Consider the following 13,352-nt stretch of genomic DNA (forward strand, 5'->3'; position numbering starts at 1 on the left):
GGGCGTCGAGCCTGCCCAACAACCTATCCAGATCCATGCGTCCGGTAAAAAAGTCGTCCAGCGCCGCCCTGAATTCATCCATGGAGTGAAGCATTCCAACTACAGCGAGTATCTGGTATCAACGCTGACCAACCAGAAGGAATTCCCCAAACTCATGACCGGTGCGCTTGAGCTGGGCGTATTGAGGGGATTGATCAACGTTGAGTTCCTCGGCCCGGGCTGACACCCGTGACTTGACCTCGCGGAACAGTTTGGAACCCTCGAGTATCCCCTTGCTCTCGTTCAGTACATCGATGAGCGCATTGGCAAACATGGAGTGTCCATTTCCGCTGTCATCCAATACCGGTTTCACACCGCCGGAGGTCAACACGTAGCGAGATCGGGCCTTGGCGATGACCCTGAGCCATTTCATGCGGGTCTTTTCCGACATGCCGGGATCGAGTTCAGTGTTGACGGCCCGTGTGAGGGCTCCGGAGTAGCAGGAGTCGGTCACCACCAGTACATGCTTCGCCGACATGGCGTTGAGGATGTCGGTGATCGCCACGGTGGAGATTCAGTTTGCGGTGCTGTCGGTTTCCGCATCAACCGGCAGCCAGTGGCCCCGGTTGTAGGTCTTGTCATACTCACCGTGGCCGGCGTAGTAGAGCAGCAGGTTGTCTTTTTCGGTGAGTTCCCGGCGGGTCTTGTTCAGAGCGGAGAGGATCTCGTAGCGGGTCGCGTCGTAGAGTCGGGTGACGGTGAATCCATAGCGCTGCTTGAGGATATCGGCGATCGCATCCGCATCGTTTTTTGGGGTGGAGAGGTCATCAAGTTTTTCATAACGGGCATTGGCGATGATCAGGGCATGATAGTTTCCGAAGACGCTCGGATCGTTGTCGACACCGGCGCCAGTCTCAGGCTGCTCCTGCAGGGGTTCGGGCAGCAGCCGGAATTCCACCGTGTCCCGTTTGCCCTGATTGTCCACGGCGACGATGGTCACTGGCGTCTTGGAACGGGTCACCGGCACCTCGGCCTTGAAGATGCCGTGTTCGTCCACTTTGTGAGACTTGCCATTGATGGTCAAGGAGATCAGGCCGGCGGGGGCATTGATCTTGCCCACCACGGTGCGCTTGTCGGCATCCGTCGGTGTGATGACATTGGTGATGGAGCGGGTATTGGCAATGGGCGGATCGATGATGTTGATCACCGGGCCGGGCAGGTCGCTGCGCGCCGGCGGGGCCGAACGGGTGACGGTGGGCGCAGCAATCGGTCGTTCGTGGCGGATCACCGTCTCTTTCTGGATCATCACCTCGGGACGGGTCATGCGCTTGATCTTGGCCGCCTTGATCTCCTTGATCTGTTGCAGGATGTTGCGGGCCTCCTCCTGAGTGACCCAGATCACGTCGTAGCTGACCAGACCTGATTTGGATTTCAGTAGCACCTGCTGCAGCTTTTGGCCGGTGTTGGGGTCGGTGCAGTCCGCTGACTGCATCTTATAGAGATCCCGGGAATCGAAGGAGGAGAATCCGATGTCACCGGAGCAGTCGGTGGTCTGGGCCGTCACCTCGAAATCGAGTGCAGGAAGAGAAAGCGGCACACTTAACAGGAACAGCATCCCAAAAAGGCGAATAATCCTGGGCATCGTCATTCTCCGACAGTTTTTCGCTTCCATCTATTTGACAAGCTAGGATACTGGCCCGGTGAATACAAGCCGGTGAGGCGGGTCGTGAATCGTCAATTGGTAGAGAGCGTAAAGCACGGAAGATTTCAGTGGTTACGCAGGGCTGCGTGTGCTTCGCTCCTCTTTATGAGAGGTGATGGGAAGTGTGTGATCTGAAGTGCCCTTGGTCTCTAAAATTATTCAACTGGGCGTAGAGATGTCTTGCAGTGTCGGCAGAGGTAGCGGGTGCCCCGCTGAGCACGGTTGTGACGGATGCTGCTGAGCTGGTGCTCCCTGCAGTTGCATTGGTAGGTAAAGCGGCGCAACCGGCGTCTAGAAGTGCGGCTGACATCAAATTGGTGGCAACGCTCCGGTGCGGCTCCAAATGCCTCCATCACCGCCTTCCACTCCGCTCCATGTGGGCGGATCCCTCTGCCATGCAGCGTCATGGCTACCAGGTGGGCAACTTCGTGGGGGACCGTTTGGGCGATGAACTGCGGGTCGTTTTCCGTCAGCAGCTGGGCATTGTAGCGGATAACCGCCGCGCCTGACCGCGGCAGCCGCAGCATGCCGGCGCTGCGCCCTCGCAGATCAAAAGTGATACGCACTTCAGGCAGTCGGATTTTGAACTGATCCTGTGCCTGCAGCAACAGCTCCAGGGTCTGCGCCTCGGCCTGGCGCTGCAGCGGCGTCATTGAGTCAGCAGATGCGCCACCCAGGCCTCACTGGCGACCCGGGTGGTCTCCAACACACTGTTGGGATAGAGGCCGATGGCGAGTACCAGGAAGGCGATCACGCTGGCCACCAGCAGCTCGCGGCGGCGCAGATCCAGGGCGTCGATGACCACCGCAGAGCGGGCAGGCCCCAGGAATGCGCGGCGGTAGAGGCTGAGAAAATAGCCGGCACCCAGCACCATACCGAACAGCGCCGCCAGCCCGGCGCCGGTGTGGCTGCCCAGCGCACTCACCAGCACCAGAAACTCGGCGGGAAAACCGTTGGTGCCCGGCACTCCCATACTCGCCAGGCCGAACAGCAGGAAGAAAGCGGTCAGCAGCGGCATCGACTGGGCCACGCCACCCAGGTTGATCAGATCGGTAGAGCCGATGCGATGGTGCAGGAAGCCGGTCACGATATAGAGCCCGCCGGCGATGATGGTGAAGTTGAGCAGCTGAAACAGCGCCCCCTGAAAGCCCTGGATAGTGAACGAGGCGATTCCCAGCAATACCAGCCCGACATGGCTGATACTGGCATAGGCGAGCATGCGGCGCAGGTTGGTCTGGGCGATCGCCAGCACCGCACCGTAGAGGATCCCCATCACGCCCAGACCGGCCAGCAGCCAGTGGAACTCCTGCGCCGCAGCCGGCGCCATCGGGACTACAAAGCGGATGATACCGTAGGCCCCCAGCTTGAGCCCGGTCATCAGCGCGGCGATCGCCACCGGTCCCTCCATCGCCACCACCGGCAGCCAGGTGTGGAGTGGGAACAGCGGGGTCTTAAAGGCAAAGCCGAGCAGCAGTAGGAAGAACACCAGGGTTTGCATCTCGGCCGGCAGGGGATTGTTGAGTAGGGTTTCGTAATCAAATACCAGACCCACGGGTGGGGCCGTACCGCTGAGCTCGGCCTGGCCGAAGGCGAGCAGGATAAAACCAAACAGGATCGGGATGCCGCCAGCGAGCATAAACAGGGTGTATTTGACCGCGGCGTAGCGGCGGTTGGCGCCGATTCCCCAGAAGCTGATAAGGAAGTAGAGCGGCAGCAGAGTCAGCTCCCAAAACAGGAAGAACAGCACCGTATCCAGCGAGCAGAAATCCCCAGGCTGCTGCTCTCCAGCAGCAACAGCAGGGTGTAGTAGAGACGTGGCATGCTGCGTGTGCTGCTCCAAGAGGAGAGCACCACGCCGAGAAACAGCAGCACCGTCAGCGGCAGGAACAGCACCGATATGCCATCCACGCCGACCCGGTAGTGGATATTCAGCGAGGAGATCCAGTTGCTCTGCTCGACAAACTGAAACCCCGACTGGCTCGGGTCGAAAGCCAACAGGATCGTTACCGCAAGCAACAGATCGATCAGTGCGATGAACAGTGCCACCCAGCGCGCCAGATATTCTCCCGGCAGCAGCCAGATCAGGCTAGCGCCCAGCGGCAGCGAAAGGATCAGCAAGCTGATCAGCGGTAGGCCCTCGGTGAGCGCCTGAATGGATTCATGCATGTCAGTCGATTCCGTCTCTTCTATGATCGCTCACGTGAGCCGCACGGTGCGTGAGCGGTCGAATCTTCAGTGCGCCCCGGCCCCATAGAGCGTATTCAGCCCCTCAAGGGAGTTTTCGATCAGCCCTAGCCAGGGCTCGGAATAGAAGCCGGCACTCAACATCACCAGGATCATCACTCCGGCAATCAGCTTCTCAACCGGGCTGGTGGGTTCCACCTTGAGCGCTGCCTGGGTCTCATCCTGGGGCGCTAGGAAGGAGCGCTGAAACGCCCACAGCAGAAAGCCGGCAGCCGCCACGTTACCCAGCGCCGCGGCGATGGTCACCAGCGCGCCAAAGCGGTGGATCGCCGCTTCCAGGGTTAGATGCACCGCGTTGAAACCTGGTGTGCCAGGCATCCCGACGATGGCCAGGCCGCCGATCAGAAAGGCGATGCCGATCAGTGGGATGTGGTCGAACAGACCGCCGAGGCGAGCCATCAGCAGGGTGTGGGTGCGGCGATAGACAAAACCGAGCATGAATAGCAGGGTGGTGATTGCCAAACCGAAGTTGACTGACAGCATCACGCTGCTCTCGAAAGCCGCCAGATTGAGGCTGAACATGCCGATCAGCAACACGCTGGTATGGCTCACCACCGCAAACGCCAGCAGCCGACGCAGATTGACCTGTAGCATCGCCAGCAGAGCAGCGTAGAAGACCCCGGCCACCGCAAAGGCGACGATGAACGGCTGCCACTGCAGCACTGTTTCAGGCATTAGCGGTAGCAGAAAGCGTAGCATCGCATAGATGCCGATCTTCAGACCGATTAAAAACACCGGCGCCGCCGCCACTGTGCCGTGTTCCGCCACTACCGGTAGCCAGCCGTGCAGCGGGAACAGCGGGATGCGCACCGCCAGACCATAGAACAGCAGGAAGAAGATCACTGAGGGGAAATTGGGCGCCACTTTCGTCTGTTGCAGCTCGAACAGATCGAAGCTCCAGCGGCCAGCGTTGGCGTCGGCGTAGTTCCAGCCAAGCATGATGACGCCGGTCAACAACAGTAGCAGACCGGTGCCCATGAATTGGTAGTAGCGCGCCTGGGCCAGCTCTGATTCTGGCGAGGTGGACCAGCGAGCGATTAGAAATCCTACCAGGCCCAGCTCCATCGCCGAGAGCAGGGTGAACCAGAGTAGATCGACGCTGGTGAACATGCCCATCAGTGCGGATTCAACCGCCAGCACCAGTGGCATAAAGAGTGCGTGAGGGGTCAGCTCGCGCACCTGACCGTAGATCACAACCAGCAGACAGAGCAGCGCCGTCAGCAGGATGAAGATCACGCTCACCCCATCCACCGCGGCGTGGTAGGCAAGCGGGCCAAACAGGGGCATCCGCTCGGCCAGTTGCATCGCCTCTTGCGTGGGATCGAAGAAGTTCAGCAGCAGCAGCGCCAGCAACAGCTCCAGTAGCGCGAAACCGGTACCAAGCAGGGGTACTGCGCGGCTCTCCCGCCAGCCGAGCAGGGTGGCCATGCCGAGCAGCGGCAGCAGCTGTAGCGCGCTGAGGATGGGGAAGCCCGCCTGGGCGCTCCAGTGGATCTCATGCATCATCGACCAGTTTCCTTAGAGTATCACCGCGAAGGTCGCCATGATCAGCAACAGCAGATAGCGGGGCTGGGCCAGCAGCTCTTCGATCCGCAACAGCCTGGAACCGAGCCGCTCGATCAGGTTGATCAGCCCCTCACCACCGCCTTTGAGCACCAGATGCTCCTCAAACCAGTGCAGCATTGAGGCGATGCCTTCCATCAGCTTGCCGACCAGCCCCATGCCTTGGCCCACATCGCCCTCGCTGGAGGGTAGCGGTTGGCCCTTGCGCCCCTGCCATTGGGCCAGGGAGCTGATCGCATTGGCACGGGCCGGCATGCCGACCAGTGGTACGATCACCCGGTCGTCGAACTCCTGGGTGTCTCGGGCTAGCTGCTGAGTAGGATGAGTCAACAGCCAGTCGCTGACCGGATCGAGCCAAAAGCGGTTGATGGCTGCGGTAAACAGCCAGCGGCGCTTGCGCAGCCAGGCAGGTGCCGCTCGGGTCGGGCGTGACATCAGGTGCATGTGGGCCGGCGAGAGCAGGAACTGATAGGCGCGCCAGATGGCGTGGATCGCCAGATGCCAGGCTGCCAGCTCGAATAGCCCCAGGCCGCACTCGACGAACATCAGCCCCACCTGGGCGGTGGTGGAGAACATCAGCGTGCTCTTTACATCGGTCTGCACCAGTGTGCAGAGGTAGCCATAGGCCACTGTCAGCAGACCAAACAGCAGAATCACCACCATCATCAGCGGTGTCTGCTCGAATACTGGCTGCAGGCGGATCAGCAGATAGACGCCAGCATGCACCATCAGTGAGCCGTAGAACACCGCACTGGAGGGGGTCGGCCCTTCCAGGGCGCGGCTGATCCAGGGCGAGAAGGGCACCTGGGCCGACTTCACCAGTGCCGCCAGCAGGAAGCCGGAGCCGAGCAGACCGGCGCTGAGGCTGCTCATACCGGTAACGCCATCGGTGATTGCTGGCCATTCCAGATCACCGATCCAGAACAGTGCGAGAAACAGCGCCAGCACGAAACCGGCATCGCCGATGCGGTTGGTGACAAACGCCCGGGTCGCATTGGTGGTGGCAGTGGGGCGGTCCAACGCGTAACCGACCAGCAGATAGGAGGCGACACCGGCCAGCTCCCAGCCGACAAATGCCAGTGCCGCACTGCCTGCCATCACGATTAGCAGCATACCTGCCATGAACAGGCAGAGCGCCATAAAGAAGCGTTGGAAGCCCGCCTCGCGATGCAGATAGTTGACCGAGAAACGCAGCGTGATCAGGGAGATAGCGGCTACCAGGGTCGCCATCGAGAGCCCCAGTGCATCCAGGGTGAAGCTGATGCGGATATGATAGTCGCCGCTACTGAGCCATCGCCGAACCGGATTTGGCCCGGCGCCTCGCCGATCAGCAGGGCCAACAGGTCGACCAGCAGCAGGATGATCAGTGACAGCGCGCCTGCCAGTAGTGCGACCCGCGCTGTGAGGCGCTCACCGAACTCACCACGATTGCCCTCAAAGGTGTAGGAGAGGGCGATCCAGACGGCCGCCAGTAGCGGCAGTACCGGGATCATCGGGATTAGCCCATGCAGTGGAGCGAACAGAGGGGAGTGGGCGAGTTCATACATGGTCGGTCGCTCCGGGTTGTTTCAGCAGCACCGGCGTGAGTGGATCCATCTGGCCGTTGTACCAGTCAGCCGAGCACTCTACGCTGGGTAGCGGCTCCAGCTTGCCCTGCCAGCGTACCCAGCCCTTGTCGGGATAAAAGACATCGATGCGCTCGCTGTCTGGATCTTTGGCGCTGAGCAGCAGCCAGCCCTTGCCCACCAGCTCCTGCAGCGGTGGTTGGCGCAGATAGATCTCAGTCAGCATCTCGGTGCTCTGTTCGACGATCACCTGCAGCCGCATCGCCTCATGGATCTCGATCATCTGCCGCGGTAGGCCGGTGCGCAGATCGGAGCTGGCACCCTCCATCACACCGAACAGGCCGGAGATGTTGTGGGTCACCTTGGAGCCGCAGCCATACTGTTCGTTGTCGACGGTGGAGAAGTAGTACTCCAGGCTGATGCCGGCGCCGACCGGGCCGTTGGCCAGCAGCAGGCGCTCGATGATGCGGCCGTCTGGATCGCGGGTAGGATCGTAGGAGATGAGGAAGGCGCGCCGGTCCCAGAACGCCCCTTGGGTGATCGATCGGCGGCCGATAAAGGCGCAGGCGTTGGTGGCGTGACCTAACTCCGGGCGCGCCTGGCTGAAGTCGTTGGCGCGTCCCTGGATGTGGGTCAGCGCCTGTTTCAGCCCCGGATGCTTGGGAGCAGAGAAGAACTTACGGCAGCGCTCGTGGGCCGAATGGTGGCAGGCCTGGTGCAGATCCTGCTGGATACTGGCCAGCTCCTGGCGATGGCTTTCCGGTACCTTGTCGAGGTCGAACCAGTCGATATTTTCGTCGCAGGTGTTGTGGAAGGCGCCGATGAACCAGCAGTCGTCGGGGATATTGATGCCGCGCTCGCGCAGTAGTGTGCGGACCACCGGACGATTGCATATCGCGGCCTGGATACGGGCATTCGGTCCGGAGTGGCGGCCGCTGCAGGCACCGCAATCGTAGGCGGCGCGGTGCGGGTTGTTTTCGCTGCTGGACCCGTGGCCCATGATGATTGGCAGCCGCGAAAAGCCATCCACCAGACCGAGATTCTGTAGGAACGCCTCGGCCCGGTCGGCCTGCTCGATGTCGGAGAAGCCGAGACGGTTCTGTTCGATACTGCCCTCCGGGGCATCGGGCGCTGCGGTGAGGGCGAGATCGGTGGTCACCGGGGTCTCATAGCGTTCTCGCAGGCGCGCTGAAAGTTGCCCCAGCTTCAATGGCGCCACTACCTTGGCGGCCAGTACTGCCAGTGCGCCGGGGGCTGCCAAGGTCATCAATGCGGTGGAGCCGAGCAGGTTGCGGCGGGTCTCCTGAAACAACAAATCCTTCAGCCAAAGGCGGCGTTTGTGCTGCTTGCTGCGCTCCCTGGCGCTTTTCTCCTCACCGACCTTGGGCAGTTCGCGGATCTCATGAGTGGGCACCATCACCACCGGACAGAGACTGCTGATCTCGCTGTCGTCGAGGCCGCGCCAATTGTGTGGCACGTTGTAGTGGGCGGCTGCGCCTAGGGTCTCGATCTGCGGATTGATCGCTTCGAGATGGCGGCGAATGCCCTCTTCGCGATCGTCCATGCACCAGACGATCTGTGCTGCCGGGCGGTTCTCACGCGTCTTCCAGCGACCGCGTCCCTCATTATTGACGATAGCGTTGAAGATCTGTTCGCGGTAGTGGCGTTCGTAGGCCTGCAGCCAGATGTAGCCGCGTTTATGCGGGGTGAGCTGGGCCAGGGTGTCGAAGATCGATGCAAGCGGTTCGCACTCGATGCTACGCAGTTCGTCAGCGCAGATGCCGAGGTGCTGGCAGAGGCGGAACAGGGGCCAGGCACTGCGGTAGACGGAATAGCCCTCCGGCTGGTCGGCGGTGGGGCTCTGCCGCCAAGTCCAGATCATGTCGGCCAGTTGCCGCCACATGGGGCGCTCTTCACTGGCAATCGGGATGCGGCTCACTAACTGCTGCGCACGGTTGGTGAGGTACTCCGGCAGGCGGCGATTGTAGAGGGTGTAGCGCACCATGAACTCGGAGCGACGGCGGCGGAAGTACCAGCGCAGCAGATCGAGGTTGGGGGCGATCTGCCACTGCTGGTTGCAGAGCTTCTGCGCGAACAGCCGTTCCAGCACCAGGCGCACCGCCAGGTAGTCGAGCATTGCTACCGGTATCTCGGTGCTGCCCTGGTAACCGGGGTGGTTGTGGCGCCAGAAGAACATGCCAGACCAGCCCGGCAGTTCCAGGGCGAGTCGCTCCAGGTAGCTCTCCCAGTGTGCCTCAGGTACGCCTATATGACGTAGCTCGGCGATGACTACCTCCAGAGGATCGTCATCGAGCAGTGCGATCTCATCTTGCCACTCGATCAGATCGGCTAGGAAGCCGGTCAGTGAACTGCCACGCTGGTGCGCCAGGTAGCGTAGAAGCCCTGCTCGCGATTGGGAATCGGCCAGGCTGCCAGTCCCTGATCGAGGAAGCTGGCGATGAAACGGATCAACATCGGCCGGATTTGTTCCAGCAGATCCTGACCGGTGAGCTTGAGTAGTAGGCCGCGCAGGGTGATCTCAGGACCGACCTGGGCGAGCAGTGTTTCCAGCTCCTTGGCCACCTCTTTGCGCACTAGCATGTGCAGGTCGCCATAGCCTTCGCTGCTCTGGTTCAGCCCGCTGAGCATCTGTTCCGCCTGTTCCGGGGAGAGATCGACCAGCTCCTCCGGGTGCATGATGAAGTGCTGTAGTCCCAACACCTCCAGGCAGGTTGACCAGAGGTCACTGATCGCGGTCCCCTCGTCCTGCTGATTGGCGGCGCTGAGTAGTCGTTCACGGCTGGCCGGTTCCACATCGGGCTGGAATCGGTGGAGTGCATCCAGCTCCTCGAGCTGCCAGTTGAGCTGGCAGGCGGTCACCGGCTTCAGCGGATGCAGTAGTGCGGCGATGATTAGATCGCGCTGGTTGAGGGGGGGGGGCTGATTCTGCAACAGTGGCGCGTTGGCAGCGAGATCCGGGGTCTCGTCGAGGGTTGCCTCGAGGTCGTCGCGGTTGATGCGACCTGCACGGTAAAACTCGCGAAACTGCTTCTCCGGCAGATAGCCGCGGGCGCCGGTGAGGCGTTCCGCCTCGGCCAGTGCCTCGGTAAAGTGAAGGTGCTGGAAGCCGTGTAGGGTGTTGTGGTGGACGAAGTCCTTGATCGGCGCCTGGCCAGGCAGCAGATGCTCGAAGTGTTCGATGGCGTGCTGTAAGCGGTCGCGGATATCGCCTGGCTCCTGATCGTGACTGGCAACAGACAAGCTCACTCTCCTCGTTTAAAAGTGGCCGGCGAACAGCCCGCTCAGCTGTTCAACTGAGGCGGAGACCAGCTGCAGCGCCGGCGCCGGAAAGATGCCTAGTAGTAGGATGCCCAGACTCAACATACTGGCTGCGGCCAGCTCAGTGGGACGCAGGTCCTCGATCTCTTGCATCTGGCTGTGGCTGGGTCCGGTGAAGAGCCGGCCGATAGTGCGGATCGCGTAAGCGGCACTGATCATGATGCTCAGGCTCAGCACCACCACCAGCCAGCCCCAACGCTCGAAGCCGCCGATCAGGGCGTGCAGCTCGGCGACAAAGCCGAAGGTGCCGGGGATGCCGACCGCGGCGACAAATGCCAGGGTGGTGAAAAAGGCGAAGCGTGGGGTGATCCGCAGCAGCGAGCTGTAGTCATTGATGTTGCGGGTGTGGGTGCGCTCATAGAGCAGGCCGATCAGTAGGAAGGAAGCGCCGGCCACCAGGCCGTGGGCCATCATCTGCAACACTGCGCCGGTTAGCCCGGAGATGTTGAGGGTGGCGATGCCGAGCAGCACTACCCCCATGTGGCCGACCGAGGAGTAGGCGATCATCTTTTTCAGATCCCACTGGCGCCAGGCTAGCAGGCCGCCGTAGATCAGGCTGACCAGGGCCAGTGCCACCAGCACTCCCTGTAGCGTGATGACCGCCTCGGGCAGCATCTGGGCGGCGCGGATCAGGCCGTAAGCGCCCATCTTCAACAGGATTCCAGAGAGCAGGATACTGATTGGGCTGGGGGCCTCCACATGGGCCAGCGGTAGCCAGCCGTGGATCGGAAAGATCGGCATCTTGACGCCAAAGCCGACCAGAAAGCCGAGAAAGATCAGCACCTGTTTATGTTCGGTCAGCTGTTTGGCGCCGGCGCTCATCTGATCCATGGCGAAGGAGTGGCCGGGCAGGGTGTCGAATAGCACCAGCAGGCTGAGCAGCATGAAGACTGAGCCGCCCATGGTGTAGAGCACGAAGTTGAGCGCCGCGCCGTGACGGTTTTTGCCGCCCCAGCGGTCAATCAGAAAGAACAGCGGGATCAGGGTCAGCTCCCAGAAGACATAGAAGAGTGACCAGTCCTGGGCCATGAAGACGCCGAGCATTGACGACTCCAGCAGTAGCACTAGCAGGTAGTAACCCTTCTGCTGTTTTTGGATGCTGGCGGAGGCAAGCAGTGCGACGAAGCAGAGCAGGGTCGCCAGCAGCAACATCGATAGCGCGATACCATCGACCCCCACCGCATAGGCGGTGCCGAGGCGTGGGTTCCAGGGCACAACCTCCTTGAACTGGATTGCGGCGCTGCTGCTGTCGAAATTACCGAGCAGCCACCAGGAGAGGATCAGGGCGAGGCCGGAGCCGGCCAGTGCGACGCTACGGATTAGGCGGCTCTGTGCAGAAGGGAGCAGTGCGATCAGTGCTGCGCTGACAACTGGCGTGATCAGTAACTGGGTGAGTGGCCCCATGTCGGCAAAGCTCTCCTGAGTGAAATCGGTACGACCTCCCGGAGGCCGGTCGCTGGGGCGGGATCAGATTCTTGTCGATATCGTAGGTTGGGTTGAGCTCGACGCTGACAATCTCCCTAGAAGATTGAAACAACTGCCGCCAAAATCAGGTCGTTTGGATGGCCTGAAACGCTACCATAAAGGCAGGCTAAAATCATTGGAAAATCCTTATGTGGTAATAAGATAAAAGGTGCGCTGATATTTCCTATTGGCGGTGAAATCGCCGTATTATAGTCGCTCCGCAATAGAGGGCTGCGGTGCAGCGTGGCCAGCCGCAATTAAGGGAAGAGCATGTACAATCGCAACAGCAACCCAATGGCCTCGATGTCGAGCTATCGGATCGAAAGCCGGATGCTACGCTACAGTACCTTCGTGCCAAAGCTCTACAATCTGTGCCGCTCCCTTGGCTTCGAGCATGGCAAGATCATGCCGTCGCGGGCCTTCTGCTCGGATGAGAGCCAAGGCTATCCGATCATCCTGATCGCCAAGCACTTCAACAGCTTCCCCTTCAACCACGGCTTGGTGGGCGGCATTGTCGCCACCGACCGTCACGGCCCGCACGCCCATCACGGCAAGGACCTGATCATCATTCATGCCAGCCATGTGGGCTACGATCCGGAGAGCCGGCAGTACGGCCACTATCGGCGGCTGCAGACTGAGGACAACAGCTGCTCCTCCAGCTGTGGCAAGATCGCCGGGGTGCTCGACTGGTACCAGCGCGAATACGACTTCGCCAGGGACAACATCCACGTCTTCAAGGAGGAGGACGAGTGGCGCATCAGCATCGATAACCAACTGCTGGACGAGTCTCGTGAGGAGGGGCTCTACCTTGATCTGAGTCGCCTAGTGACGATGGACGACGCGGGTCTGATGAACCCGCTCAAGGTGTTCAGTACCTCCAAGACCTTCCGTGCCTCGGATGAGCTGGCGGGCCTGCTCGACATCAGCGGCACCGGATCAGAACCGACTCCTCTGGGGGATCGTCTGCAGCCCGACTGGTACAGTTTCAAGCGTCAGATCCGTGGCGGGAAGGAGGAGGGCCACAGCCATCTGGAGCATAATCTGCTGCCAGTGATGCCTTGGGTGCTCGCAACTAAGTCACCTATGCTGACGGCTGCCAAGGTCAATACCCAAGTGGAGTTTGATCGCACCTACCGCAGTCTGCTGAAAGAGACGGAGTACAAAGGTCGGCGGCTGATGCTGATCTCGGGACTGCATATCGACATCTCACCAGTCGAGGGGCAGCTCTTCCCACTGACCAAGTTCGTGCCATGGGCCGCTTATCTGCAGCAGCCGGATGGCGCTCACCGTATCCTGGAGCAGGATGAGCTGTTCCAGATGCTTGATCAGCAGAGTGAGGAGAACCCTGACCAGACCGACCTAGAGGGCGCAATCCACGCCATGAGTGAGGCGGCAGAGGTGCGCCCGCCCACTGAATAGCGCCACTCGGCACCTACGGAGCCTCTGATCAAGTCATGAACTTGTATCTTGCGCCTAGAATATCCAGTTTCTGCGTT

At 60.9% G+C, this 13,352-nt stretch carries 8 protein-coding genes and 2 pseudogenes; 1 reads left to right on the plus strand and 9 read right to left on the minus strand.

What is annotated here, in order from left to right; translation table 11 throughout:
• Positions 1-118: 118 nt before the first annotated feature.
• The 9 genes and pseudogenes from RIFP1SYM_RS18295 to RIFP1SYM_RS13270 form a co-directional block, all read right to left on the minus strand.
• Positions 119-1,651 (minus strand): annotated as a pseudogene (locus RIFP1SYM_RS18295) (caspase family protein).
• A 185-nt stretch (positions 1,652-1,836) separates the two neighbouring features.
• Positions 1,837-2,334, minus strand: coding sequence for a SprT family zinc-dependent metalloprotease (locus RIFP1SYM_RS13245; RefSeq protein ID WP_005965567.1), 498 nt, complete (start codon positions 2,332-2,334; stop codon positions 1,837-1,839).
• On the minus strand, positions 2,331-3,428 hold the full coding sequence (locus tag RIFP1SYM_RS13250; protein ID WP_005965569.1) for a complex I subunit 4 family protein: 1,098 nt from the start codon (positions 3,426-3,428) through the stop codon (positions 2,331-2,333). Before RIFP1SYM_RS13250 ends, RIFP1SYM_RS13245 begins: the two co-directional genes overlap by 4 nt.
• A complete protein-coding gene (locus RIFP1SYM_RS18835) occupies positions 3,401-3,847 on the minus strand; it encodes a hypothetical protein (RefSeq protein ID WP_005965571.1) in 447 nt (148 codons plus the stop codon). The genes RIFP1SYM_RS13250 and RIFP1SYM_RS18835 overlap by 28 nt, the downstream gene beginning before the upstream one ends.
• A 66-nt stretch (positions 3,848-3,913) precedes the next feature.
• A complete protein-coding gene (locus RIFP1SYM_RS13255; protein WP_005965573.1) occupies positions 3,914-5,431 on the minus strand; it encodes a complex I subunit 4 family protein in 1,518 nt (505 codons plus the stop codon).
• Positions 5,432-5,443: 12 nt separating this feature from the next.
• Complete coding sequence (locus tag RIFP1SYM_RS13260; RefSeq protein WP_338063183.1) at positions 5,444-6,757, minus strand: proton-conducting transporter transmembrane domain-containing protein; 1,314 nt, start codon at positions 6,755-6,757, stop codon at positions 5,444-5,446.
• Entirely contained in the window at positions 6,703-7,035 is a 333-nt protein-coding gene (locus RIFP1SYM_RS18300; protein ID WP_005965577.1) for a hypothetical protein, read from the minus strand. The genes RIFP1SYM_RS13260 and RIFP1SYM_RS18300 overlap by 55 nt, the downstream gene beginning before the upstream one ends.
• Positions 7,028-10,320: pseudogene (locus tag RIFP1SYM_RS13265) on the minus strand (DUF2309 domain-containing protein). Before RIFP1SYM_RS13265 ends, RIFP1SYM_RS18300 begins: the two are co-directional and overlap by 8 nt.
• A 9-nt stretch (positions 10,321-10,329) precedes the next feature.
• Positions 10,330-11,796, minus strand: a complete 1,467-nt coding sequence (locus tag RIFP1SYM_RS13270) for a complex I subunit 4 family protein (protein ID WP_005965583.1) — start codon at positions 11,794-11,796, stop codon at positions 10,330-10,332.
• 330 nt (positions 11,797-12,126) lie between these two features.
• On the opposite strand from RIFP1SYM_RS13270, the gene RIFP1SYM_RS13275 reads away from it, so the two are divergent.
• Positions 12,127-13,275 (plus strand): hypothetical protein, encoded by a 1,149-nt coding sequence (locus tag RIFP1SYM_RS13275; protein WP_005965585.1) that lies wholly within the window; start codon positions 12,127-12,129, stop codon positions 13,273-13,275.
• The last annotated feature ends 77 nt before the right edge of the window (positions 13,276-13,352 follow it).

Source organism: endosymbiont of Riftia pachyptila (vent Ph05), assembly GCF_000224455.1.
GTDB classification, from domain to species: Bacteria; Pseudomonadota; Gammaproteobacteria; order Chromatiales; family Chromatiaceae; genus Endoriftia; species Endoriftia persephonae.